23 protein-coding genes and 1 pseudogene are annotated in these 25,235 nt (G+C 63.1%); 14 read left to right on the forward strand and 10 right to left on the reverse strand.

All coding sequences use genetic code 11. The features are described 5' to 3' along the window. Nucleotides 1-38: 38 nt before the first annotated feature. Nucleotides 39-1,460, reverse strand: a complete 1,422-nt coding sequence (locus tag IHE30_RS11880) for a sigma-54-dependent transcriptional regulator (RefSeq protein ID WP_337690843.1) — start codon at nt 1,458-1,460, stop codon at nt 39-41. 352 nt (nt 1,461-1,812) lie between these two features. On the opposite strand from IHE30_RS11880, the gene IHE30_RS11885 reads away from it, so the two are divergent. Next, nucleotides 1,813-2,868 (forward strand): sigma-54 interaction domain-containing protein, encoded by a 1,056-nt coding sequence (locus IHE30_RS11885; RefSeq protein ID WP_337690845.1) that lies wholly within the window; start codon nt 1,813-1,815, stop codon nt 2,866-2,868. Nucleotides 2,869-3,186: 318 nt separating this feature from the next. On the opposite strand, the gene IHE30_RS11890 is transcribed toward IHE30_RS11885, so the two are convergent. After that, on the reverse strand, nt 3,187-4,533 hold the full coding sequence (locus tag IHE30_RS11890; protein ID WP_337690847.1) for an ABC transporter ATP-binding protein: 1,347 nt from the start codon (nt 4,531-4,533) through the stop codon (nt 3,187-3,189). A gap of 17 nt (nt 4,534-4,550) precedes the next feature. After that, nucleotides 4,551-6,320, reverse strand: coding sequence for an ABC transporter permease (locus tag IHE30_RS11895; protein ID WP_337690849.1), 1,770 nt, complete (start codon nt 6,318-6,320; stop codon nt 4,551-4,553). A 291-nt stretch (nt 6,321-6,611) separates the two neighbouring features. Between IHE30_RS11895 and IHE30_RS11900 the strand changes: the two genes are divergently transcribed. Beyond that, nucleotides 6,612-6,878, forward strand: a complete 267-nt coding sequence (locus tag IHE30_RS11900; RefSeq protein ID WP_041753763.1) for a double-stranded DNA-specific endonuclease — start codon at nt 6,612-6,614, stop codon at nt 6,876-6,878. A gap of 42 nt (nt 6,879-6,920) precedes the next feature. On the opposite strand, the gene IHE30_RS11905 is transcribed toward IHE30_RS11900, so the two are convergent. Together IHE30_RS11905 and IHE30_RS11910 are read right to left on the reverse strand one after the other, a co-directional pair. Beyond that, nucleotides 6,921-8,219, reverse strand: coding sequence for an ATP-binding protein (locus IHE30_RS11905; protein ID WP_337690850.1), 1,299 nt, complete (start codon nt 8,217-8,219; stop codon nt 6,921-6,923). Continuing rightward, nucleotides 8,203-8,922 carry a response regulator gene (locus IHE30_RS11910; RefSeq protein WP_337690852.1) on the reverse strand — a complete coding sequence of 240 codons (720 nt, stop codon included), beginning with the start codon at nt 8,920-8,922 and terminating at the stop codon, nt 8,203-8,205. Before IHE30_RS11910 ends, IHE30_RS11905 begins: the two co-directional genes overlap by 17 nt. A gap of 328 nt (nt 8,923-9,250) precedes the next feature. Between IHE30_RS11910 and IHE30_RS11915 the strand changes: the two genes are divergently transcribed. The 3 genes from IHE30_RS11915 to IHE30_RS11925 are packed head-to-tail and all read left to right on the forward strand — an operon-like array spanning nt 9,251 to nt 11,477. Continuing rightward, entirely contained in the window at nt 9,251-9,940 is a 690-nt protein-coding gene (locus IHE30_RS11915; protein WP_337690854.1) for an ABC transporter permease, read from the forward strand. Between the two features lie 15 nt (nt 9,941-9,955). Next, nucleotides 9,956-10,669 carry an ABC transporter permease gene (locus IHE30_RS11920; protein WP_337690855.1) on the forward strand — a complete coding sequence of 238 codons (714 nt, stop codon included), beginning with the start codon at nt 9,956-9,958 and terminating at the stop codon, nt 10,667-10,669. Nucleotides 10,670-10,709: 40 nt separating this feature from the next. After that, a complete protein-coding gene (locus IHE30_RS11925; RefSeq protein WP_337690856.1) occupies nt 10,710-11,477 on the forward strand; it encodes an ABC transporter ATP-binding protein in 768 nt (255 codons plus the stop codon). Between the two features lie 252 nt (nt 11,478-11,729). Here the strand turns inward: IHE30_RS11925 and IHE30_RS11930 are convergent, their stop codons facing one another. The 3 genes from IHE30_RS11930 to zwf form a co-directional block, all read right to left on the reverse strand. Further along, nucleotides 11,730-13,649 (reverse strand): bifunctional transcriptional regulator/glucokinase, encoded by a 1,920-nt coding sequence (locus IHE30_RS11930; RefSeq protein WP_337690859.1) that lies wholly within the window; start codon nt 13,647-13,649, stop codon nt 11,730-11,732. After that, nucleotides 13,630-14,316, reverse strand: a complete 687-nt coding sequence (gene pgl, locus IHE30_RS11935; protein WP_337690861.1) for a 6-phosphogluconolactonase — start codon at nt 14,314-14,316, stop codon at nt 13,630-13,632. The genes IHE30_RS11930 and pgl overlap by 20 nt, the downstream gene beginning before the upstream one ends. An 82-nt stretch (nt 14,317-14,398) precedes the next feature. Continuing rightward, on the reverse strand, nt 14,399-15,856 hold the full coding sequence (gene zwf / locus IHE30_RS11940; RefSeq protein WP_337690863.1) for a glucose-6-phosphate dehydrogenase: 1,458 nt from the start codon (nt 15,854-15,856) through the stop codon (nt 14,399-14,401). Between the two features lie 781 nt (nt 15,857-16,637). Between zwf and hpaR the strand changes: the two genes are divergently transcribed. After that, complete coding sequence (hpaR, locus tag IHE30_RS11945; RefSeq protein ID WP_337690864.1) at nt 16,638-17,144, forward strand: homoprotocatechuate degradation operon regulator HpaR; 507 nt, start codon at nt 16,638-16,640, stop codon at nt 17,142-17,144. A gap of 88 nt (nt 17,145-17,232) precedes the next feature. Here hpaR and IHE30_RS11950 read toward each other — a convergent pair whose 3' ends face one another. Continuing rightward, nucleotides 17,233-18,447 (reverse strand): Bcr/CflA family multidrug efflux MFS transporter, encoded by a 1,215-nt coding sequence (locus IHE30_RS11950; RefSeq protein WP_337690866.1) that lies wholly within the window; start codon nt 18,445-18,447, stop codon nt 17,233-17,235. 125 nt (nt 18,448-18,572) lie between these two features. On the opposite strand from IHE30_RS11950, the gene hemL reads away from it, so the two are divergent. From hemL to IHE30_RS11965, 3 genes are read left to right on the forward strand one after another with little or no spacing between them, the layout of a single operon-like run. After that, nucleotides 18,573-19,856 (forward strand): glutamate-1-semialdehyde 2,1-aminomutase, encoded by a 1,284-nt coding sequence (gene hemL, locus IHE30_RS11955; protein ID WP_337690867.1) that lies wholly within the window; start codon nt 18,573-18,575, stop codon nt 19,854-19,856. A gap of 16 nt (nt 19,857-19,872) precedes the next feature. Further along, complete coding sequence (gene ribD / locus IHE30_RS11960) at nt 19,873-21,021, forward strand: bifunctional diaminohydroxyphosphoribosylaminopyrimidine deaminase/5-amino-6-(5-phosphoribosylamino)uracil reductase RibD (RefSeq protein WP_337690868.1); 1,149 nt, start codon at nt 19,873-19,875, stop codon at nt 21,019-21,021. A gap of 14 nt (nt 21,022-21,035) precedes the next feature. Next, nucleotides 21,036-21,671: a riboflavin synthase gene (locus IHE30_RS11965; protein WP_337690869.1), complete on the forward strand. Its 636-nt coding sequence runs from the start codon at nt 21,036-21,038 to the stop codon at nt 21,669-21,671. Nucleotides 21,672-21,687: 16 nt separating this feature from the next. On the opposite strand, the gene IHE30_RS11970 is transcribed toward IHE30_RS11965, so the two are convergent. Beyond that, nucleotides 21,688-21,870 carry a hypothetical protein gene (locus tag IHE30_RS11970; RefSeq protein WP_337690870.1) on the reverse strand — a complete coding sequence of 61 codons (183 nt, stop codon included), beginning with the start codon at nt 21,868-21,870 and terminating at the stop codon, nt 21,688-21,690. 368 nt (nt 21,871-22,238) lie between these two features. Between IHE30_RS11970 and IHE30_RS15215 the strand changes: the two genes are divergently transcribed. The 5 genes and pseudogenes from IHE30_RS15215 to nusB all read left to right on the forward strand — a co-directional run bounded on the left by IHE30_RS15215 (nt 22,239) and on the right by nusB (nt 25,208). After that, on the forward strand, nt 22,239-22,427 hold the full coding sequence (locus tag IHE30_RS15215; RefSeq protein WP_443193658.1) for a flavin reductase family protein: 189 nt from the start codon (nt 22,239-22,241) through the stop codon (nt 22,425-22,427). Then, nucleotides 22,421-22,956, forward strand: a pseudogene (locus tag IHE30_RS11980) (DNA-binding protein). The gene IHE30_RS15215 and the pseudogene IHE30_RS11980 overlap by 7 nt, the downstream one beginning before the upstream one ends. Before the next feature lie 66 nt (nt 22,957-23,022). After that, the gene (gene ribBA, locus IHE30_RS11985) at nt 23,023-24,174 is read left to right on the forward strand and encodes a bifunctional 3,4-dihydroxy-2-butanone-4-phosphate synthase/GTP cyclohydrolase II (RefSeq protein ID WP_337690873.1); all 1,152 of its coding nucleotides are present in this window, start codon (nt 23,023-23,025) and stop codon (nt 24,172-24,174) included. Between the two features lie 84 nt (nt 24,175-24,258). Then, the gene (ribH, locus tag IHE30_RS11990; protein WP_337690875.1) at nt 24,259-24,777 is read left to right on the forward strand and encodes a 6,7-dimethyl-8-ribityllumazine synthase; all 519 of its coding nucleotides are present in this window, start codon (nt 24,259-24,261) and stop codon (nt 24,775-24,777) included. Beyond that, nucleotides 24,774-25,208 (forward strand): transcription antitermination factor NusB, encoded by a 435-nt coding sequence (gene nusB, locus IHE30_RS11995; protein ID WP_337690877.1) that lies wholly within the window; start codon nt 24,774-24,776, stop codon nt 25,206-25,208. The genes ribH and nusB overlap by 4 nt, the downstream gene beginning before the upstream one ends. The last annotated feature ends 27 nt before the right edge of the window (nt 25,209-25,235 follow it).

Raw genomic sequence — 25,235 nt, forward strand, 5'->3', positions numbered from 1 at the left:
CCAAACGCCTGTTCATCCATCACCGCCAAGCCTATGCGTCAATTATCGGCGGACTTCGTCCCGACATTTTCTGGCGCGTCGTCGCTGTCGCCGGCGTCCTCGCCCGATGCGTTGCGCACGTCATCGCCATATTCGACCAAGCGGTTGTACAGCGTCTTTAAGCTGATGCCGAGGATCTCCGCGGCCCGCGTCTTCACGCCACCGCATTGCTCCAACGTGGCCAGAATCAGTTGGCGGTCCGCTTCGGCTAGCGACGTGCCGAACGGGATGGTCACCGCAGTGCCAGCGGACGGCTTGGACAACGAGATCTGCAGCGGCACCGATGCGGTCGCGGACGAATCGGCCGGCGACATGATGTAGGCGCGCTGCACATAGTTCTTAAGCTCGCGCACATTGCCAGGCCACGTGTACGACAGCATCGTTTCCTTGACCGAAGGCGGAAAGTGCTTGTCCGTGCCGTAGCGCTGGTTGAGCTCGTCTAGAAAGCTCTGCGCGAGCAACTCGACATCCTTGCCGCGCTCGCGCAGCGGCGGCAGGCTAATTGGAAATACGTTCAACCGATGATAAAGATCCAGCCGCAGCTTGCCCTCGAGCACCGCCTGCTCGGGATCGCGATTGGTCGCCGCGATCAGCCGCACGTCGGTCTCGATCTCCTTAGTGGTACCGACGCGCATGAATACGCCCGTCTCGAGTACGCGCAGCAGCTTAACCTGCAACTCGATCGGCATTTCGGTGATCTCGTCCAGAAATAACGTACCGCCGCTGGCGCGCTCAAAATAGCCTTTGTGCTGTCGGTCCGCGCCAGTGAAGGCGCCCCGCTCATGACCGAACATTTCCGACTCGATCAGCGTCGGCGACACCGCGCCGCAATTGACGGCCAGAAACGCCTGCTTGCGTCGTAAGCTTAACTCGTGCAAGGTCTGCGCGGCCACTTCCTTGCCCGTGCCGGATTCACCCACTAGCAGCACCGAAGCGGAGGTCGGCGCCACCCGGTTGATCTGGTCATAGACCTGCTGCATCGCCGCCGAATTGCCTAGCATCAAGCCAAAACGCCCAAAGCGGCGCAACTCGCCACGCAGCGTGCCAATCTCGGCGCGCAGGTCGCCGGTACGGGGGATCCTGCCAAGGATCGCCTTGACCCGTTGCACATTGATCGGCTTGACGAGGTAATCCGTTGCGCCCATCTTCAGCGCACTGACCGCGGACTCCACGGTGGCGTGCCCGGTAATGACCACGATCTCTACGCCGGAGCGTAAATCGAGATCGTTGAACAAGTCCACGCCGCTGCCATCCGGCAGCTTCAAGTCGGTAAAGACGACGTCTGGCACCTGCCTGACGATCTGGATACGCGCCTCGCGCACGTCGCCGGCCATCGCGATGGTCAGACCATCGCCCGTGACGATCTCCGCCAACGCATCACGGGAATTGGGGTCGTCATCGACTATCAGTATATGCGGCATGAGAAAGGAATCGTGTCCGGAAAAAGCGGCAAGTCGGCAGCCCCCACGGACGTTGCGCGTCAACGCGCACGCGACGTGCCGCCGTCCTGCCAATTTGAAAAAATTTGCGCGCCTCAGCCAGGACCATTACGCCCATCGCGTAATCATTGCCATTTAAAAGTCTTATGTGGTGCGTAAACTTGATTATAAAGAATAATCGACACGCTCGGGGCACTCAGTGTAACCGCTTCCGATCGGCCGCTCAAAACGCAATTCGTTTACGCCAAAACGCCTGACGCTTCAAAATAAGCAATTGCGGCTGGGTTGGCGCGGGTGGTTAAATAGGGTTCTTTGCACCCGAAAGCAATACACCATGTCGTCAAGCGAGGCGGACGCGCTAGTGGCGTCCGATGAACAGCAATCACTTAAGTTCCCGCACCCGAGAGTGCCGGGCCTGAAGTCGTTCGGCCTGCTGTATGGCTCGTCCGACGCAATGCTAGATCTGTACGAGCAAATCGAGCGGGTCGCGGCCACCGACGCGACCGCGTTGATCGTCGGCGAGTCCGGAACCGGCAAGGAGTTAATCGCGCGCACGATCCACGACGCCAGCCACCGCAAGGATGGCCCGTTCGTCGCGGTCAATTGCGGCGCCATCCCGGACAACCTGATCGAGGCCGAGTTGTTCGGCCATGAAAAGGGCAGCTTTACGGGCGCCGTGCAAGGCCGCATCGGCTACTTCGAACATGCGCACGGCGGCACGCTGTTTCTAGACGAGGTCACCGAGATGTCGCCGGTGCGTCAGGTCAAGCTGCTGCGTGCATTGGAGACCGGCACATTCTATCGGGTCGGCGGCAACGAGTTGATCAGCGCCAACGTGCGCGTGATCGCCGCGACCAATCGCGACCCGGCCACCGCGGTCAAGGAAAACGGGCTGCGCGAAGACCTGATGTACCGGCTTGCGGTTTTCCCGTTGCGCGCGCCGCCGCTGCGAGAACGCAACGGCGATCGCGAACTGCTCGCGCAGTATTTTTTGGCCGAGCTGAACGCACAGGAAAATACCAGCAAGGCATTCAGCAAGCGCGCGCTCGACACGTTGCGTACTTATTCGTGGCCGGGTAACGTGCGCGAATTGAAAAATGCGGTCTATCGTGCGTTCATTCTGGCGGAGAAAACCGTCGAGATTCAGCACCCGCATCTGGCATCGCGGGTCAAGAAGCCGGTGCTGCAAGGCGATGCAATGAGCATTTGGGTCGGCACGCCGCTTGCCGACGCGCAAAAGCAAATCATCCTGGCAACCCTGAAGCACTGCGGCGGCGACAAGCGGCGCGCGTCCCAAACCCTTGGTATCAGTCTGAAGACGCTGTACAACCGTCTAGGCACGTACGAGGCGCAGGCGTGCGCGGACCCGTCCGAGAGCGACGCAGGCTGAGCCGCTTATCCCGCTCACCATGATTTACATTCCTTGCCGGGCGTACCCGAGTAGGTCGCTTCTACCCTTGCGGCGTCTGAAACCAATCCGCCGCGCGCGCGGCGAGGCGGCGCTGGCCGCTGGGTGCGCGCTGTGCGACTGCCAGTTGATTAGTGGCTTCGCCGACGCGGCGACGGGCACGGCACGCGGGCGCACGCCTCCTGGTATCTTGCTAGCGCGTGCCGGCATGGCGAGCGCTGGAAGTGGGCAGTCGGCGAGCCGGCCGTCGGGGCGCTCGCGCTCGCTACAATAGCAACCGCGATCAAGACTCGACAGCCATCAGGACTCGACGTCCTCCAGGCTAAAGATCTCAGTCTGGTCGTTGTACGAGAAGATTTCGCCGTAGCGGCCCCAATTGATGACCGCGTCGAGCGTTTCCTCCGCGGCACTGTCCGACAAGTAGTCCTCGAGTTCCTGTTCGAAACGCACCCGCGGTGCACGATGACCAGGCCGCTCATTGAGGACCCGCTTGATCCGCGCCGCCAGCGGCACGTGGCTCAACAGATGATCGGCGAACATCATCTTGCGCTCCTGCGTGCCGCATTCGGCAAATACACGGGCCGGCGGCGTCAGGAAGATATCGCCCTCGCGCACGTCGGCAAAACCCAGCCATTGCAGCACTTCGGCAATCGGGAACAGGTCATCGACCTCCAGGTGCAGCGTGCGGGCGATCTCGGGCATGTCCGCTCGGCCGTGGTACGGTGCGGTCGCCAGCGTCTCGATCAGGCCGGCCATTAAGTTGGTTGACACGTGTGGCAACCAACTGTGCAACTCCAGGCCCTTGCGCGGCGCGCCAGCGCTCGGACGCGCCGTCATCTTCGCGTAGATGTCATCGACCAGACGGCGGAACACCGGATCGAGCCGGTTGCGCGGATGTTTGAACGGCACCTGGATCTCGGCTAGCACGCGCCCCGGGTTGGACGACAGCACCAGGATCCGGTCGCACATGAACACCGCCTCTTCGATATTGTGCGTGACGATCAGCACGGCCTTAATCGGCATGCGGCCTTGCGTCCACAAGTCCAGCATGTCGGTGCGCAACGTCTCGGCGGTGAGCACGTCCAGCGCCGAGAACGGCTCGTCCATCAGCAGCAGCGTCGGATCTACCACCAGCGCACGGGCAAAGCCCACGCGCTGGCGCATCCCGCCGGACAGCTCGCGCGGGTACGCGTTCTCGAACCCGTCCAGCCCGATCAGGTCGATCGCAGCCAGCGCGCGCTCACGCCGGATGCGCGCGGGTACGCCCTGGGCCTCCAGACCCGCTTCGACGTTCTGCAGCACAGTGAGCCATGGGAATAGCGCAAAGGTCTGGAAAACCATCGCGACGCCTTCCGCCGGGCCCCGCAGCGGCTGGCCACGATAGGTCACCTCGCCCCCAGACGGCGAGATCAGCCCCGCGATGATGCGCAGCAGCGTGGACTTGCCGGAGCCGGAGCGCCCAAGCAAGCCAACGATCTCGCCCTCGCGGATCGACAAGTTGACGTCGTCGAGCACCAGCAGCTCGCCCTGGGTCTTCTCGAACCCACGCCGCACATGGTCGACGGACAACAGGACATCGCCGGGCGTGGGCGCGCTCATGGCGGGCACTACCGTGACCGGCGCAGCGGCATTCGTGGGATTCTGCATGGCAACCACCGTATTGATCAATCCAGGCGCAGCTTGTTCTCAGCGTAGGCGTACATCGGACGCCACAACAAGCGATTAAAGAGTGTGACGAACAACGACATCACCGCGATGCCGAGGATGATCTTGCGATAATCGCCGTCCGTGGTCATCTGCGCGATGTAGGCACCGAGCCCATGCGCGACGACGTGTGTATCGCCCCATTGCACCGCTTCGGACACGATGCTCGCGTTCCACGCGCCGCCGGAGGCGGTGATCGCCCCGGTCACATAGTACGGGAAAATACCCGGCAGCATCGCCTGACGCCACCATTGCCAGCCGCGAATGCGAAAGTTGGTCGCGGCCTCCTTAAAATCATTCGGATACGCGCTCGCACCGGCGATCACATTGAACAAGATATACCACTGCGTGCCCAGCACGATCAGCGGGGAAAGCCAGATGTCCGGGTTCAGCCCGAAACGCACGATCACGATGACGAATACCGGGAACAGCAGATTGGCCGGGAATGCCGCCAAAAACTGCGCGAGCGGCTGAAGCTTCTCGGCCAGCGCCGGGCGCAAACCGATTAGCACGCCCAGTGGAACCCACACGACCGAGGCGATCGCGATCAGCACGAGCACACGCGCCAGCGTAATGCATCCCATCGCGAGCACGTGCCCCACCTCATCCCATGTCACGCCGGTGCTCACATAGCCGATGACGCGCCATAACAGGTACGCTGTGCCAGCCAGCACCAGCCCACCCCAAGCGAGATCGCCAAGCCGTGAGAGCTTGCGGTGTGGCGCTATCCTGGGTCCAACCAACGGCAGCTTGCGCCAACGCAGCGGCAAGCGCGCCATGCGCGCGAACAGCCATCCGGCCGGCACCAGCAATTGGTGGATCAACCGGGTGCGACGCACCAGGTCGAGCAGCCACGATTGGGGCGCGCTCGCCGACGCGGTGTTCTCCATGCGAAATTTGTCAGCCCACGCGACCAGCGGTCGGAACAGCAACTGGTCGTACGCGAGAATCACGAGCGTCATCGTCAAGATCACCCAACCGATCGCCGGCAGGTTGCGCTCGGTGATCGCCTGCGCCAGATACGCCCCCACACCGGGCAGCGTGATCGTGTGGTTGCCAACGGTAATCGCTTCGGACGCGACGACGAAGAACCAGCCGCCGGACATCGACATCATCATGTTCCAGATCAGGCCCGGCATCGAGAACGGCACCTCGAGCTTCCAAAAGCGTTGCCAGCCCGTCAGGTGAAAGCCGCGCGACACTTCGTCCAGGTCGCGCGGCACCGTGCGCAGCGACTGGTAGAAGCTGAACGTCATATTCCAGGCCTGGCTGGTGAAGATCGCGAAGATTGCCGCGCACTCCGCTCCGGCAACCCGCGTCGGGAACAGCGCAATGAAGAAGGTGACCGTAAACGAGATATAGCCGAGCACCGGCACCGATTGGAGGATATCCAGCATCGGCACCAGCACTTTCTCCGCCCGCCGGCTTTTTGCAGCAAGCGTGCCGTAAGCGAGCGTAAACACGAACGCGGCGAGCATCGCGGCGAGCATCCGCAATGTGGTGCGCAGCGCATATTCCGGCAAATCAATCGGGTTCAGCGAAATCGCCTGGGTCTTCAGCGTCGAGATCGGCGCCATCGTCTGCTCGAAGCCGATCGCCGCCATCGCGATCAGGCCGATGATCAGCGGAAAGGCCACGAAATCCCACCGATTGGGCAACAAGCGCCAAGCGGACGCCGCGGCGTCGCGCTTTGGATCGAAGCGAAAACCGAAATTGAAACCGAAATCCATCAGACAAACTCCCCGGCGCTCTCGGGCATACGGATGGACCGCGCCGCCGCGCCGGAGCGCGATGGCAAACACCGCCCATTTTCAAGACCGCCCCGACACTACACTAAGCACCCTGACCGTTACAACCTTTTAACGTGTTTGAATTGTTCCGCCGTTGCGCAGATGCGGCATGCGCGCCATGTCATCCAGGTGGTCCAGCCGCACCGATTACCTTGCGGGCCGCCCCCTGACGCGGCGCGGCGGCCGTTAACGGTTATCATGATGGGTCACTGAATGAATGCAGGAGGCCACATGAAGGGAAATCTCGTCATCATCTGCCGTGACCAGGACGCCCATGAATTCGACGCGCTGATGGCTGAATACGGCGCCTTCCAGACGAGATTATCGTCGACCGCGTGGTACCTGAAGTTCGACGCGGCGCCCGACGTGATTCAGGAGGAGATCCTGGCACGACTGGGCAAGTACACCACGCACTATATTTTTGAGGCCAACAGTGTCACGTATAACACGATCGACAGCGAAGCCGCCGCGGCATTGAATGCCCTGTTCGGTAATTGACGCGGCCATGCCGTCCCCGCGTGCGGGGATGCACGCCGCGGGTCAGGCCTGCGCAGTGCCCGACTGAGCCGGAAACGCCAGTTCGACACGCAGGCCGCCGCGCTCGTGGTTGCCGAGTCGGCATTCGCCGCCCAGCCGGTTCGTGAGCCGCTCGACGATGGCCAGCCCGAGCCCGCTATGACCATTGCCGCCGCGCGCCGGGTCCAGCCTCACGAACGGACGGCTTGCATTGAGCAGGTCCTGAGGCAAAATGCCGCCACCCTGGTCGCTGACCGTTAACGTGAAGCCTCGCGCCGTGCGGACGGTTTCGATCACCACAGGCGGCGCGCCGTACGCATATGCATTGTCCAGTAGGTTGGACAACACGCGCTCCAGTGTCGCGGCCGGCAGCACGAAGTCCGGGCCGGCGCGCAGGTCGGTGTGCACTGCGTCCGCCGACGGCGACACCGCGCGATAAGTCCGCGCGATACGGTCGCACTGTTGGTCCACGCCGACTGGCTCGCTGCGATCGATGCCATCGTGCGCGAACACCAGGAACTGGTCGACGATGTGGGTCATCGAGTCGACGTCGCGCACCACGCCGTCACGCGCCTTTGCATCGTCGAGCATCTCCGCGCGCAACCGCAACCGCGCCAGCGGCGTGCGTAAATCGTGCGCGACGCCGGCAAGCATCACGTTGCGATCCTTGTCGGTCTGCGCGAGATTGCTGACCATCGTATTGAAGCCGCGCGTGAGCTGACGCAACTCGAGGGGGCCGCACTCGCGCACGGGGGCGACGGGCAGGCCACGACCGAACCGAGCCACAGCCTGCGCCAGCGTGCGCAACGGGCGCTGCAATTGCCACGCGGCGAACAGCGCCGAGAGCACCGCACCGGTGAAAATCAGCCCGAGCCACATCAACGTGCGGTCCAACGCACGACGCGGCGAACGCAACGGTTGCAGCGGCACGACGATCCAGCGCTTGAACCCTGGTTCGCGCACCCACAGGCTGGACGGCTTGTTGCCGCCCTTGGCCCGGATCTGCGTGCCGGGCGGCAAGCGATCTTCCAGTTCGGACAGGAAATGCTCGACCGGTGGCGGCACGTGCGGATCCGCCGCGGGTGCCACGCCCGGGTTATCGGGCACCACCTTGACTCGCGACGGCAGCGGTTGCTCGGGCGTGCGCTCGACATGTTGGCGTACTGCCTCGATCAGGAACATCGCTTCCTCAACCGCATAGCGCGCCTGCCACTCGCTGCGCTGCAGCCGGATCAGCGCGAACCATGCAAAATGCGCGAGCAGTAGCACGCCAACCACCAGCAATGCCAGCCGTCCGAACAGCGAATCAAACGGACGCCGCATGGCCTTCGTCCGGCACGAATACGTAGCCGCGGCCGCGCACTGTCTGGATCAAGCGCGGCGCCGACGGATCGGTCTCTAACGCGCGCCGCAACCGCCACACCTGCACGTCGATCCCGCGGTCGGTGCCGTCGTACTCGGGCCCGTGCAGCAACTCGAGCAACCGCTCGCGCGTCAGCGTGCGCATCGGATTGTTGACAAAGATCTTCAGCAATGCGAACTCGCTGCCCGACAAGGCCACAGGCTTGCCGTCCTGCATCAGCGAGCGGGTCTGGAAATCAAGCGTAAAACGGCCGAAGTTGAATGGCTCGCGCTGCTCCGGCGCGGCCGACGGAATGCTGCGACGCCGCCGCAGCACCGCCTGCACGCGGGCCAGCAGCTCGCGCGGGTTGAACGGCTTGCCGAGATAGTCGTCCGCGCCCAGCTCCAGCCCGACGATACGGTCGACGTCGTCCGCACGTGCGGTCAGCATGATCACCGGAATGTCGTCGCCCGCGGCACGCAATTGCCGCAGCGCCGTCAAGCCGTCCATGCCAGGCATCATTAGGTCGAGCACGATCAAGTCGGGCCGTTCCCGCTCGAGCCGCCGCTCCAGTGAAGCAGCATCGTGCAGTACCGACACTTCGATGCCCTGCCGGGTCAGATAGTCGCGCAACAAGTCGCGCAACTCCTGATCGTCGTCAATTACGAGGATTTGAGTAGCCATGAGCGGCAGTTTACCGTTACCGGACCGAGTCGCCGCTGCAATGCGTATCCATCGTTACCGGTTGCCCTCCCAACACGATGACCTTGCACGCGACGCAGCAACGCCTCACCGCACAGCGCGAACCACTGCATGAGAGCAAACCGTGGCCGCGTGGCGGCCCTCGTGCGCTGTTGAGTTAGAATACCGCCCTTCGCGTACCGGGCACCACGCAGGCATGCTGCGCACCGGCATCGCGTTGCGCGCATGTTTGGCCACCTAAAACGGGCGGTTGTCCCAAAGTGCGCCGGATATTTGACTCATCGTTAGACATTAGGCTACTGACTTCACCATGTTCCTGCAAGGGTATGGCCCGGTCATCGCAGCGGGCACGTGGCAAACCATCAAGCTGTCGCTGCTGTCGCTCGCGGTCGCTTTTATGATCGGGCTGCTCGGCGCCGCGGCCAGGCTCTCGCGCAGCCGCATGCCGCGCGTGGTCGGCACGGTCTATACCACGTTGATCCGCGGCGTGCCTGATCTGGTGCTGATGCTGCTGGTGTTCTTCAGCATGCAAATCTGGCTGAATTCCCTAACCGACCTGATGCAGATCGACCAGATCGACATCGACCCCTTCACCGCCGGCGTACTTACGCTGGGCTTCATCTACGGCGCATACTTCACCGAGACATTCCGCGGCGCGTTCCTGTCGGTGCCGCGCGGCCAGATGGAGGCGGCGGCGGCGTACGGCATGACAGGCTGGCAAGCGTTTTCGCGGGTCATGTTCCCGCAGATGATGCGCTTTGCGCTACCCGGCATCGGCAATAACTGGCAGGTGCTCGTCAAGTCGACCGCGCTGGTATCGATCATCGGTCTTGCCGACGTGGTCAAGGCATCGCAGGACGCCGGCAAGGGCACGATGCGCTTCTTCTTTTTCACGGTCGTCGCCGGCGCGATCTACTTGGCGATCACGACGCTTTCCAATGTCGTGTTGCTGTACTTGGAGCGCCGCTACTCAACCGGCGTTCGCCGTGCGGATCTCTGATACCCGGGCGCGACGATGATCGAGTTGCTGCATACCTACTGGAAAGCCTATCTGTTCACCGATGGCTACAACATTACCGGCGTGGCCATCACATTGTGGCTGCTGGTCGTGTCGATCAGCATCGGTTTCTGCCTGTCGATTCCGCTTGCGGTCGCGCGCGTATCTCGACACAAATGGCTCAGCGCCCCGGTCTGGCTGTATACTTACGTATTCCGCGGCACCCCGCTCTATGTGCAGTTGCTGCTGTGCTACACCGGCATTTACAGCCTGGAGCTGGTGCGTTCACACGACTTTCTCAATGCGTTCTTCCGACAGGGCATGTACTGCACCCTGCTGGCGTTCACGCTGAACACCTGTGCCTACACAACCGAGATTTTCGCCGGCGCGATCCGCGCAACGCCGTACGGCGAGATCGAGGCCGCGCGCGCGTACGGCATGTCCGGCTTCGCGCTTTACCGGCGTGTGATCCTGCCCTCGGCGCTGCGCCGGGCGCTGCCGTACTACAGCAACGAAGTGATCCTGATGCTGCATGCCACCACGGTCGCCTTCACCGCGACGGTGCCGGACATTTTGAAGATCGCTCGCGACGTCAATTCGGCCACGTATCAATCGTTCGAGGCGTTCGGCATCGCCGCGCTGCTCTATTTGGGCATTTCGTTCACGCTGGTGGGTCTGTTCCGGCGCGCCGAGCAGCGCTGGCTGGCCCATCTGCGGCCGCAAGGTCAATAAGTTCAATCCGCGAAAGGCTCAACACGCGATGAATTCGCCCATGTCCAAGTTGTTCGTTGATGATCTGCACAAGTGCTACGGCAGCCAGGAGGTGCTCAAGGGCATCTCGCTCAAGGCCAAGGCCGGCGACGTGATCAGCATCATCGGTTCGTCGGGCTCTGGCAAGAGCACGTTCCTGCGATGCGTGAACTTCCTGGAGCAGCCCAATGCGGGCCGGATCTATGTGGACGGCGTCGAGGTCAAGACTGCGCCGGATCGCGACGGCAACCTAAAAGTCGTCGACGCCAGGCAATTGCAACGCGTGCGCACCAAGCTAGCGATGGTCTTCCAGCACTTCAATCTGTGGTCGCACATGACGGTGCTAGAAAACCTCACCGAGGCACCCGTGCATGTGCTGGGCTTGTCGCGCGCGCAAGCGCAGGAGCGGGCGCGCCAGTATCTGGACAAGGTTGGGCTCGGCACATCGGTCGAGAAGAAATACCCGTCGCACCTGTCTGGTGGGCAGCAGCAGCGTGTGGCCATCGCCCGCGCACTGGCGATGCACCCAGATGTCATGCTGTTTGACGAGCCGACCTCGGCACTGGACCCCGAGTTGGTCGGCGAAGTGCTGAAGGTGATGCAGACGCTGGCCGAAGAAGGCCGCACGATGATCGTCGTGACGCACGAAATGGCGTTTGCGCGCAACGTGTCAAGCCATGTGATGTTTCTGCACCAAGGCCGCGTCGAAGAACAAGGGCCGCCGGACGAGGTCTTCGGCCGCACGAAGAGCGAACGGCTCAAGCAATTCCTGTCCGGCAGCCTAAAGTAGCCATCAGCTGGCCTGTCACCAGCAGCCGGTGTGATGCGGGCCGATCTGCAAGCGCGACGCCCAGCAACGGTCCGCGATTGGACCTCGACAGCGCGAGCAGACGGCCGCCGTTTCGAGAAAGACGATCCGCCCGGCGTCACACCACCAGATGTTTGCAAGCAGGAGTCAATGTTGACCCTTTAATCCCGGGCCACAGCCAGACTGGCTTGTACGCGGGCATCCAGCACGTGTTCTGACCAGCTAGCGCGACAACTATTGCGTATCGCGCTGCTCCAATGCCGCACCGTGGCTGAGCCAGTCCAGCACCACCGCGGAGTCTTCGTCGGCATGCCCGCGCATCGCCTCGGCCACCTGCTGGATGCCCGCGTCGGGTGACGCGCGCCGAATCGCGACGCCAACCGCCAATATGTCGATCATCAGCAGGTGCAGCACGCGCGAGATCATCGACAGCTGCGAGTCACGGATCTCGATAGGGTCTGTTTCCAGCGCGACGCTCGCGCGCTTGGCCAGCGGCGTGTTGCTCGACGTGATCGCAATAACTTGCGCGCCAGCTTGCATCGCCACCTCCAGCGCGCGCAGCAACGCCGGCGCCTTGCCGGACTTGGAGACGGCGACGATCACATCGCCCTTGCCCAGCAACGCGGCGGACGCGGCCTGCATGTACAAGTCGCCGTATGCAATGGTCGGGATCCCGAAGCGGAAGAACTTGTAGTGCGCATCCTGAGCGACGATGCTCGAATTGCCCAGGCCGTAGAACTCGATACGCCGTGCGCTGTTCAGCATGTCGATCGCACGCTCGACGTGGTCGAAGTTCATATGCTCGCGCAGCTGCAGGATGGCCGACACGGTGTTGTCGAGCACCTTCGCGCCAAAGTCAGTCGCCGAGTCGCCCAAGTAGACCTGGCTGTGACTAACTGGGTTCGTGCCAGTCAGGCCGGTAGCCAGCTTCAGCTTGAAGTCGGACAATCCCTGGCAGCCAAGCGAACGGCAGAAGCGGATCACGGTCGGCTGGCTCACATCGGCCTTGCGCGCGATGTCGATGATCGGATCGTTGATGATCGAGCGCGGGTGATTCAACGCCAGGTCAGCCACGCGCCGCTCGGCCGGCGTGAGCACGTCGCGCATCTGCCGGATGCGCTCGAACACGGCTGATCCGCCGCCGGCATGATGCCCGAGCTGCTCGGCCAGGATCGCGGACACACCGAGGAAGGCCGGATATTGCGCGGTGATGACGAAGGTCGGGATGTTCGCCAGGTACGCCTGGAAACGGCCCTTCGCCTCGAACCGCGCACGAAACGGCGAAGCCGAAAACAACTCGCCCAGATGGGGAATGACACCGCCGCCGATATAAATGCCGCCCAGCGCGCCAAGTGTGACTGCAATATTGCCGGCAAACGTGCCAAGCACCGCACAGAAGCACTCCACCGCTTCCAGCGCGAGCGGCTCGGCCGCCTGCGCACGCCGCACCACGTCGGCCGGCTCGAGCGGCGTGTCAAGTCGCTTCCTGCCGCGCGCGGCCAGCGCGCGGTAGATCAGTGCCAGCCCCGGTCCTGCGCAAACCCGCTCGAACGACACATGCGGCCACTTCTTGCGCGCATAGTGCAGCACCCAATCCTCGCGCTCGTCCTGCGGCGAGAAGGTGGCATGCCCGCCCTCACTGCCCAGCGCGATCCAGCGCTCGTCTGCGGGAATCAAGCCTGACACGCCCAACCCCGTGCCCGGTCCGAGCAGCCCGATCACACTGTTCTGCCGGCGCACGCCGCCGCCAATCTGCGCGCGTTGCGCATCGGACAGGCTCGGCAGCGCCATTGCCAACGCGGTAAAGTCGTTGACCACCAACAGCGTATCGAAGCCCAACGCGCGACGCGTGGCCTCGCTTGAAAAGTTCCAGTTGTGGTTGGTCATCTGCACCTGATCGCCATCGACGGGATTGGCGATTGCAATGGCCGCGTGGTTCACGCGACCGACCTTGCTGTCCTTCAGGAATGTGCGGATTACGGCGGCGATGCCCGGATAGTCGGCGCAAGGGTACACTCGGATATCGTCAATCTGTCCCGGTCCGAATTCCAGTGCAAAACGCGCATTGGTGCCACCTATGTCGGCAAGCAGCCGCGGGCCATCCGGATGGGGACGCGCGCGTGCGAGCACGGCTTTAGGCGCACCAATAGGCATCGACGTTGACTCCCGTATCGTTGGCCAGCTTGGAGATGGCGTTATGTTGTGGCTGCTCAATCGCAGCGCGCAGCACGTCCAGCTTGCGCTGCCCAGAGACCAACAGAAACAGCCGGCCGATTTGCCTGAGCGCCGATAGCGACAAGCTGACCCGCAGATGCGGCGCCTGCCGCGGCTCGACCAGCACATAGCGCTCGTGGGTTCGTGTGGCCAGATCCCACTGCGGCGCGTCGGCGAAGATCGACGCCGTGTGACCATCCTCGCCCATGCCAAGCACGGCCACGTCGGGCAGCGCGCGCGAAGCATCCGCGTTCAATGCCGCGACGTGGTCGGCAGGCGCCTGCTCGACGTCGACCAGCGGCCGGAACACGGCCTGGCGCGCCGCGTGCTGTAGCAATGTGTCGCGCACGAGTCGCGCATTGCTGTCGGCATGCATCGGCGAGACCCAGCGATCGTCGACCAGGGTGACATCGATGCGCGCCCAGTCGAGCGGGCGCCGCGACAAAGCCTGCAAGAACGGCCGTGGGCTCGTGCCGCCCGACACCGCGAGCGTGGCACGACTCGCGCCGATACGCGCGGCCAGCGACGACTGCAACGCGTCGCCGACCGCCTGCGACAGCGCGTCTTGCTGCGCACGCGGGTCATTAAAAGCGTAAAGCTCGATCACTGCTCCTCCGTACTGCCTGTGACCGCCCACCGACATGGCGGGCGGGCCGGTCCCTGCGATTCAAGCCAGCGCGACGCGCCAGCTAGTTCTCTTCTTCTAGCCAGCATGTACCATGCTGAGCGAGCATCGCGCTCGCCGCAGCCGGTCCCCACGTCCCCGCCGCGTACAGCTTGGGCGACGTGCCGGGACGCGCCCATTCTTCCAGGATTGGCTCGACCCACTTCCACGCCGCCTCCTGCTCGTCCCGATGCACGAACAGTGCCAGCCGACCATTGATCACGTCCAGCAACAGGCGCTGGTACGCTTCCATGCGATCTTCTTTGAAGAACTGGTCGAACGCCAGATCCAGATGCACGCTTTGCAGGTTCATCCCCTCGCCGGGCTGCTTGGCCAGGCAATATAGCCGGATTGATTCGTTGGGCTGCAACCGTATCACCAGACGATTGGCGCCATTGCGCAGCGCCATCGGGCCGAGCGCCGAGTGTGGGACCGCGCGGAAGTTGACGACGATTTCCGCGACGCGATCGGCAAGCCGCTTGCCGGTGCGCAGGAAAAACGGCACGCCGGCCCAGCGCCAGTTTTCGATCTCAACCTTCAACGCGACGAAGGTCTCGGTCGTGCTCGATGCGCTCACGCCGTGCTCGGTCACATAGGCGGGCACCGCGACACCCTTGACCACGCCCGCGTGATACTGGCCGCGTACCGCGACGCGACTGATGTCACGCCGCTCGACGGGCTTGAGCGCGCGCAGCACGCGCAGTTTTTCATCGCGCACCGCATCGGCATCCATCGAGTGAGGGGGCTCCATCGCCACGATCGACAGCAGCTGCAATAGGTGGTTCTGCACCATGTCACGCAACGCACCGGTATTGTCGTAGAAATCGCCCCGTCCCTCGACGCCTAATTCCTCGGCAATCGTGATTTGGATGCTCTCAACCCACTCACGGCGCCACAGCGGCTCGAACAGTGCATTGCCAAAACGCAGCGCGAGCAGGTTCTGAACGGGTTCCTTGCCCAGGTAGTGATCGATCCGGTAGATCTGCCCTTCCGCGAAGATCTCACCAACCGCGTCATTGATCGCATTGGACGACTCCAGATCGTAGCCAAGCGGCTTCTCCAGCACGATGCGTGCGCCATCGCTCAAGCCCACGGTCGCCAACGCACGACAGATCGGCACGAATAGTGACGGCCCAGTAGCCAAGTAGAACACCCGAATGCCGGGCAGCGGCGAAATCGCGTCGCGTAGCAGCGCATAGTCGTGGGGCTGTCCAAGGTCGATCTGCACGAATAAGATGCGCTCGAGAAAGCTGTTCCACGAGGCATCGTCGCCGGCTGGCTTCACGTGCTGGCGCACGTGCGTGTGCATCCATTGCGCGTACGCATCGCGGTCGCCAATGCCACGCGCGACCGCAACGATTCTGCCTGCCGCAGGCAGCATGCCGCCGCGGTGCGCCTGGTACAACGCCGGCAGGATTTTGCGCATCGACAGGTCGCCGGTGCCGCCGAAAAGGACGAACGTAAAGCCTGGATCAACTTGCATTGTGTGTTGACGGTGACGTTAGAAACCTGGCTCGGGCAGACCGCCGCGCAAGGCGTGCCATCGACCGTAGCCCGATAGAAATATTTTCGGCACTAAATTGTAGTTTAACTACAATCCTAAGCAAGCTCCTAATCAAGCGATGCATTCAGGGTAACGAAAAACTTCGTGCTATCAATCACTTGCAGTGCGGCCTGGCGGTCCGGCAGGGGCCAGTGAATGGTCCTCGGCACCGTTCGTCATGAAGCGTGGTAATCGCCGCGCAGGTGCCATGACTCCGTGGCCGGCGACGCGGGCCCTAGTTTCAACGGGTGCACTGGAAGAGATAAACTATGGATTTTGCGCGATCATCGGCACCCTGTGCGCCGCCGGCTTGGTATCTAGCGCCGCGACGGCCCAGGTGGTCCAGGTGGTCCAGGCGCTGGCAGTGGTGCTGCATGGGAACCTTAGGCGGCGAGCCCAAAGCAGCCGTCGTGCTCAACGACGACATGACCCACCAGGGGTACCAATGAAAGGGCCTGACGGTGACAGGCCGTGCCGAAGAGCGAACAGCGTGTTGCATGACGGCTGGCGCACCGACCATTGTTTCGTCATCCCACGCAAATACACATCACCGGCCCGCATTACTGCGCCGCGCATCGCCACGCGGCGCCCAGTGATGCGCCAGTTGCATTGCTGTTATCCCGAACAGCACGATTGGCAACAGGATCGGCCACCGCGCGAGAACACCGCGTTCCGGAACGTATAATAGGTTGCCTCGCCACACGCCTGACTCCACACGACGATGACCGGTGAATTCGACCATCGCAACCTCGCGATGCTCCTGCTCCAAGCCCGCGAAAGCGTCATGGGCATGTTCCGCCCAGTGCTTAAGCAATTCTCGCTAACCGAGCAGCAGTGGCGAATCATACGCGCGCTGAACGACCATCCGCGTCAGGAAATGGAAGCGGGGCAGATCGCGCGAATTTGCTGCATTCTCAGTCCGAGCCTGACTGGAGTGCTTGAACGGATGGATCGGGATGGGCTGATCCGCCGTTCGCGCGTCGCCTCCGACCAGCGTAAAGTGATCGTGAGCCTGACGCCGCAAAGCCAGGCGCTCGTCAAGCAGATTAGTCCACTGATCGACGGACAATACCGGTCATTGGAGCACAAGATCGGCGCGAAGACACTGGCCGAGGCCTACCGCCTGTTAGACACGCTGATCGAGACGCTGCCCGGCGATGCGCCCGCTGACAGTGGCGGCGACGCGTCGCGTTCGACCAAACGCGCGATGAGCGATACGGCTGACTGAAACCCGCTTGGCGGGCTGTCGCTAGCCTCTTTCGCCACTGGCGCCCCTGTGCCCTGTGCCTTGCTCGCTCGCTGCCGCTGGCCGGCACTCAACCCATGGCCGGCAGCCGGTGCGAGCGGGCCACAAGTCGATATCCCATATAGGTCAACACGCCACAGGCACCGATCACGATCCCCATGGCGCGCGGCGAGCCATCCTGCAACGCGCCGACCGCCAGGCTCGACAGCGCGCCGAGCGCCAGTTGCATCGCGCCGAACACCGCCGCCGCGCCGGCGTTGCGCGGATAGCGGTGCATCAAATCATTCGTGCAGTTCGCGCCGAGCACACCAACCATGCTAACCATAAAAAATAGCGTCGCAACGATCGAGTGCAAGCCGCCCCAACCGGTGGTACAGACCACGAACACGCCGAGCGAGGCGAGCAGGCACACCCGCGACGAGGCCGAGATCATGCGCAGTGCGCCGAGCGCGCCGACCAGCCGCACATTGAGGACATTCCCCGCCATGATGCCAACGATATTCAGCGCAAAAAACAACCCATAGGCCTGCGCCGACACATGAAAGTAATCGATGTAGACAAACGGCGTGGCCGTGATGTACGCGAACATGCCCGCGAACGCCATGCCGCCGCACAGTATGTAGCCCCACGCCGCCGGGTCGGTCAGCAAGCGCCCGTACACGGCAAATGACGCGGTGAGCGCGTTCTCATGCCGCTTATGCGGCGGCCACGTTTCCGGCACCTTGCGCACCGCCGTGATGGCGCAGGCCGTGCCGAACAGCGCCAGCGCTCCAAATACCGCGCGCCAGCCGCCGAGCAGCAGTAGCTGCCCGCCCACCAGCGGCGCGAGCAACGGCCCGATCGAAGTAACGATGGCCAGTATCGACAGCACGCGGGCTGCATCGGTCGGGCCATGCACATCTCGTGCAATCGCACGCGCAAGCACCGACGCAGCGCCGGCGCCCAGCGCCTGCAGAAAGCGCACCGCGATCAGCCAGCCGATTGACGGCGCAAGCGCACAGGCCATGCTGGCCAGCCCATACAGCACGATGCCGCCGATTAAGATCGGGCGCCGACCATAGACGTCGGACAATGGGCCATACAGCAGCATGCCCATCGAGAAGCCGAACATGAAGCTGGTCAACGTCACCTGTGCGGCCGAGGCGCTGATGTCGAATGCCGCTGCCAGCGATGGCAGGCTCGGCAGGTACATGTCAATCGAGATCGGGCCACACGCGGCGAGCGCGCCAAGCAAGAGAATCAAGCGCCAATCGGGCCGGCGGCGAGCAGTGGGGGAAGCGGGCATGGAGACGCTGCGGGAGGCCGCGCGCACGACCTTTCATAAGTTAACAATTTCATTGTACGCGACGGCGTCGCGCGCTGCTCCGGTACAATGCACGGATGTCATTGCTGCAATGCGAGATGGATTCGATGTCCAAGAGCCAACTTCTTTTCGAACGGGCCCAGCGCACGATTCCGGGCGGCGTCAATTCGCCGGTGCGCGCTTTCCGCTCGGTCGGCGGCACGCCGCGCTTCATCGCACGCGCGCACGGCCCGTATTTATGGGATGCAGACGGGCAGCGCTACATTGACTACATCGGCTCGTGGGGCCCGATGATCCTCGGACACCTCAATCCAGACGTACTGGCCGCGGTACAGCGCGCGCTCGCGTCGGGCTTCTCATTCGGCGCGCCGACCGAGGCGGAGATCGAAATCGCCGAGGAAATCTGCCGCCTCATGCCATCGATCGAGCAAATCCGCATGGTCTCGAGTGGCACCGAGGCCACGATGAGCGCGCTGCGGCTTGCCCGCGGGTTCACTGGACGCAGCCGCATCGTCAAATTTGAAGGTTGCTATCACGGCCATGCCGACAGCCTGCTTGTGAAGGCCGGGTCCGGACTGCTGACGTTTAGCAATCCCACCTCGGCCGGTGTGCCGCCCGACATCGCGCATCACACCACCGTGCTCGAGTACAACAACGTCGAGCAGTTGAGCGAAGCATTCAGCGCATTCGGCACGGAAATCGCAGCGGTCATCGTCGAGCCGGTCGCGGGCAACATGAATCTCGTGCGGGCGTCGAACGAATTCCTCACCGCGTTGCGCAAGCAGTGCACCGAGTACGGCAGCGTGCTGATCTTTGACGAGGTCATGTGCGGTTTTCGTGTCGCGCTTGGCGGCGCGCAGCAGCTATTCAATATCGTGCCGGACCTGACCTGCCTGGGCAAGGTGATCGGCGGCGGCATGCCAATTGCCGCGTTCGGGGGCCGACGCGAAATCATGGCGCACCTGGCGCCACTCGGCGGCGTCTACCAGGCCGGCACCTTGTCAGGCAACCCACTCGCGGTCGCCGCCGGCCTCGAAACGCTGCGCCAGATTCAGGCGCCCGGCTTCTATGACCGCCTGTCCCAGCAGACCGCGCGGCTCGCCGGTGGGCTGCAGGCGGCCGCGCGCGACGCGGGCGTGCCGTTCAGCGCGGACTCGCTGGGCGGCATGTTCGGCCTGTATTTCGCCTCGCAAGTGCCGTGCAGCTTTGCCGAGGTGATGCGCTGCGACGTACCCCGTTTCAACGCGTTCTTCCACGCAATGCTCGATGCCGGCGTGCATTTTGCTCCCTCAGCATACGAGGCCGGCTTCGTATCAATCACGCACGACGACACGGTCATCGACGAAACGCTGTCGATCGCCCGCACCGTGTTCGCTGCGCTGCAACGCTGAACACTGGTCTCCTACCATGTTTTCGGACTTTGATCGTTTGCAAATGCAGCGCGCGCTCGTGCTCGCCGAGCGCGGGTTATACACGACGTCACCGAACCCACGCGTGGGGTGCGTGCTCGTCAAGGATGGCGAAATCATCGGCGAAGGCTTCACGCAGCCGGCCGGGCAGGACCACGCGGAAATCTGCGCGCTGAAAGACGCACGCTCGCGCGGGTACACCCCCGCCGGCGCCACCGCCTATGTAACGCTGGAGCCTTGCAGCCACTTCGGTCGCACGCCACCCTGCGCGAATACACTGGTCGAGGCCGGCATTGCACGGGTGATCGCCGCGATGGAGGACCCGAACCCGCAGGTCAGCGGCCGTGGCCTGGCCAGCCTGCGCGATGCGGGCGTGGACGTACGCTGTGGACTGCTTGCGCACGAGGCGCAGGAGTTAAACGTCGGCTTCGTGTCGCGGATGACGCGTGGCGTTCCGTGGGTGCGGCTCAAGATCGCCGCGACGTTGGACGGTCGCACCGCGTTGCCGAACGGTCAAAGCCAGTGGATCACGTCGAGTGCCGCACGCACGGACGGACACGCATGGCGCGCCCGCGCGTGCGCAACCCTTACCGGCATCGGCACGGTGCGCGAAGACGATCCGCAGATGACCGTGCGCGCGGTGCCCACGCCTCGCCAACCGCTGCGCGTGCTGGTGGACAGCCGTCTGGACGTGCCGCTGGATGCAAGAATTCTAGCTGGCGCGCCACCATTGATCATCTGCGCGCGCGACGATGGAGAATTCGCCCCGCGTGCGCATGCGTTACGCGCGGCCGGCGCCGAAGTGATTGCATTGCCGAACCGGTCCGGCAAGGTGGACCTGCCGGCTGCGCTACGGCTGCTTGCTGCGCGTGGCACCAACGAATTGCATGTCGAGGCGGGCTACAAGCTCAACGGTTCATTGTTGCGCGAAGGCTGCGTTGACGAGCTGCTGCTCTACATCGCCCCAGCCCTGCTCGGCAACGCGACCGGCATGTTCAACCTCGAGCCGCCGCCGGCGCTCGATCGACGAGTACGGCTGCAATATCATTCGATCGAGCGGATCGGCGAGGATCTACGAGTCCTCGCCAGGCTCGTGGCGACCGCATCCGACAACGCCCTGCAAACGGGCGATCCGCGCTCACACTGAAGGGATTCTCTTGTATGTTCACAGGCATCGTCGCGGCGATCGGCCGCATTGAATCGGTCACCCCGCTGGGCGCATCTGTCGAGGACGGCGCGCGCCTCGTGATCGCCGCCGGCACGCTCGATTTGTCCGATGTCGAGCTGGGCGACAGCATCGCTGTGCAAGGTGCGTGCTTGACGGTCATCGACAAGACATCGACGCAGTTCGAGGTCGACGTATCGCGGGAAACGCTGAACTGCACCACCGGGCTCGCACAGCCCGGCGAAGTAAACCTCGAAAAAGCGCTGCGTGCGCATGAACGCCTGGGCGGCCACCTAGTCAGCGGACATGTCGACGGGCTCGGCCAGGTCAGCCGCTTCGAGCCGGTGGGAGAATCGCACGAATTATGCATCGTCGCACCGTCCTTGCTTGCGAAGTACTTCGCGTACAAGGGGTCCGTCACGGTCAACGGTGTCAGCCTGACAGTCAATGCCGTACAGGACCGGGACGATGGGTGCGAGTTCTCGATCAACGTGATCCCGCATACGATACAGATGACCTCGCTGCGGCACCTGCGCGTTGGCGACGCAGTCAATCTCGAAGTCGATATGATTGCGCGGTATGTCGAGCGGATGCTCAGCGCGTCTCAGGACGGCTACCCATCATTGAAGTAATCGGATTTTCAAGGATTTATCGTCTGCCGACGTCGCGCCTAAACCGGCCGTGTGTGGGGTGATCGAACCACTCGATGGCCACGCGACGCACCTTGTCAAGAGCGGCATGGACGATCATCGCGACGACGGCAAACGCGCAATCAAAGTCGCCGCTCTGCTGCACGCGCCGAAACGCCGGTTTAAAGCCGCTTGCCGTCATGGCGACGGTAATTGGAATCACCGGCCTGCTCAATAATATCGCCAATTTATCAGGTCGAATCGCAGCTCAACAGCCAAGTCATTTAGTCAGGCACGCGAAAAGGGGCAAGAGGCGCAGCACCGCTACTGCTGCAAAGCATGCGCTAACGCGCAGAGATAGGACGGCATGTTTGGCCGAACAACCGCAAAATATGCGTTGGATGACCATCCAAAAATCATGTGTCCCGGGCGCAATGGACGATGGCCGCTACATTGCGCGGGAGCTACGACACCATCGGGGGCCGGCTGGGTAGATAGCCATAGCATTTTTTGAAGGCCTGCGCATAGGCGCCCTCAGTCGAACGTTTTGTGCACGTGCGCTGGCGCACGATGTACACTGGCGCGCCGGTGCTTGGCGACGCATTGACCACATTCGATTGTCGCATCGCGAGCGTTACTCGACATGGCACGCATAGCGTCATCGTCGCCGACGTATTCGATCTGCGGCTCGGCCCGGCGCCAATCGACGCCTTGGTGTACTTCGATCGTCATTATCACGTCGTCGCCTCCTCATGCTAACCAAGACAATCGGTGTCATGGGCTCGGGCACCGAGCCTTGGACGGAACTGGCCGAGCCGCTCGGCCGATGGATCGCCGAAAACGGCTACAACTTGCTGACCGGCGGCGGCCAGGGCGTAATGCTCAGCGTCGCACGCGGTTTCTGCAGCGTCAGCGCACGCACGGGCCGCTCAATTGCAATCGTGCCCACACGCGCCGATCCGGTAGCCGGCTTCGTGCCGCTGGACGGCTATCCGAATCGGTTTGTCGATCTGCCGATCAGCACGCCACTGCCCGCCATGACGCCGGCGTGCCGCCCAATCACGTCAGTCGCAACCACGTCAACGTGCTGAGCAGCGACGTCATCGTCGCGTTGCCGGGCGGCCACGGTACCGCCGACGAAATCTCGTTGGCGCAACGCTGGCGCAAGCCGCTGATATGCGTCGGCCCCGCCAGCGCCTTTGCACGGATCGGCTATACCGATGAGTGTGTGTCCTGTGTGGACAGCGTCGCCCGCTTCATCGCCTGCGCACTCGCAGAACCAGCATAGAAATCGGCTCTTGACGCGGTGCTGACGTAAAATAGCGGTTTTCCTCTCGCGCCACCATCGTCCACCATGACACTCGCTTCCACGCAAGAGATCATTGCCGAACTCAAAGCCGGCAGAATGGTCATCCTCGTCGACGAAGAAGATCGCGAGAACGAGGGCGACTTGGTGCTGGCCGCTGATTTCGTCACACCAGAAGCGATCAACTTCATGGCTCGCTATGGCCGCGGGCTGATCTGCCTGACGCTGACGCAGGAGCGCTGCCGCACATTGAATCTGCCGCTGATGACGCATCGCAACGGCACGCAATATGGCACGGCGTTTACGGTCAGCATCGAGGCCGCGGAAGGCGTGACCACCGGCATCTCCGCTGCCGACCGCGCCCGCACGGTCCAGGCGGCCGTCGCGCGCGGCGCCCGAGCCGAGGATATCGTGCAGCCTGGACACGTGTTTCCAATCATGGCGCAGCCTGGTGGCGTGCTGGTGCGCGCCGGCCATACCGAGGCCGGTTGCGACCTAACGGCGCTGGCCGGGCTCACGCCGGCATCGGTGATCTGCGAGGTGATCAAGGACGATGGCACCATGGCCCGCTTGCCCGACCTCGTCGAATTCGCCGCGCAGCACGGGTTGAAGGTTGGCACGATTGCGGACTTGATCCAGTACCGCAGTCGCACCGAATCGATCATTGAGCGCGTAGCGCAGCGCACGATGCATACCGCGCATGGACCGTTCAATGCGGTGCTGTTCCACGACAAGCCGAGCGGTGCGCCGCATCTAGCGCTGGTGCGCGGGCAGCCATCGCCAGAAGTCGAAACCCTGGTACGGGTACACGAGCCGCTGTCGATCCTCGATTTGATTGAAACGGGTGTCAGTACACACTCCTGGACATTGGATGCGGCGCTGCGCGAGATTGCCCAGCGGGAACCCGGCGTCTTGGTGTTGCTGAACGTGCACGAGTCCGGCGAGCGGCTGCTGGATGTATTCGAGGCGTTCGAGCGGCAGGACAAGGCAGCCGAACTCAAGCGCCGTCCAGTTGACTTCAAGACGTACGGCGTCGGCGCGCAGATTCTGCATGAGTTGCATGTCGGCAAAATGCGAGTCTTGTCGAATCCGCGCAGGATGGGCAGCATGTCGGGGTACGGCCTCGAGGTCACCGGTTTCGAGCCCATGCCGGCAGCAGCACACGGATTCGCGGGCAGCGGCCCGCGTTCGCACGAATAGGGCGACGCGCGCGGTATCTGCCTATTCTGGATCATGGCCCGGCGGCCGGCGTCCCGCCTCGCCCAACATATCAATGGAACATTCATGGAAATCGGACAATATCAACCGAATCACGAGGGTGACGGACTGCGCATCGGCATCGTCCAATCCCGCTTCAACGAGCCGGTCTGCAACGGGCTGGTCGACGCCTGTGTCGAGGAACTCGAGCGCCTTGGCGTCGCGGGCGAGGACGTGCTGCTCGTCACGGTGCCCGGCGCCCTGGAAATTCCGCTCGCGCTGCAAAAGTTTGCCGAGAGCGGCCAGTTCGACGCGCTGATCGCGCTCGGCGCGGTGATTCGCGGCGAGACCTATCACTTCGAGCTGGTGTCCAACGAAAGCGGCGCGGGCATCAGCCGGATTGCATTGGACTTCGGCGTGCCGATCGCCAACGCGGTGTTAACCACCGAGAACGACGAGCAGGCGATCGCGAGAATGGCTGAGAAAGGCCGCGATGCGGCACGCGTTGCGGTGGAAATGGCGAACCTATCGTCCGCGCTCGACCAACTCGGTCAAGATGACGACGAGGACGAGGAAGACGAAGCGGCAGACGAGGATCGAGCATGACAACGAGAAGTGCTCGCCGTCGCTCGCGCGAGTTGGCCACGCAAGGTTTATATCAGTGGCTGCTGTCGGGTGCGGCGCCGGGCGAAATCGACGCAGCCATGCGCGAGCAGCCCGGCTTCGACAAAGCGGATCGCGACCATTTCGATGCGCTGCTGCATGGCGTGATCAAGCAGTCGGCGACGCTGACTGAAGCGCTCATGCCGTTCCTGGATCGCCCAATCGACCAGCTGTCGCCGGTCGAACGGGCGGTGCTGCTCATTGCGGCATATGAATTCCAGCATCATCTCGAGATCCCGTACCGGGTTGTGATCAACGAGGCCGTCGAATTGGCTAAGACATTTGGCGGTGCCGACGGCTACAAGTATGTGAACGGCGTCCTCGACAAGCTCGCGGTGACCATGCGCGCCGACGAAGTCAAGGCTCGCGGTTAAATGCGCGCTGTCGCGTCCGCCAGGAAT

It is taken from the genome of Mycetohabitans sp. B46 (assembly GCF_037389205.1).
Lineage (GTDB): Bacteria > Pseudomonadota > Gammaproteobacteria > Burkholderiales > Burkholderiaceae > Mycetohabitans.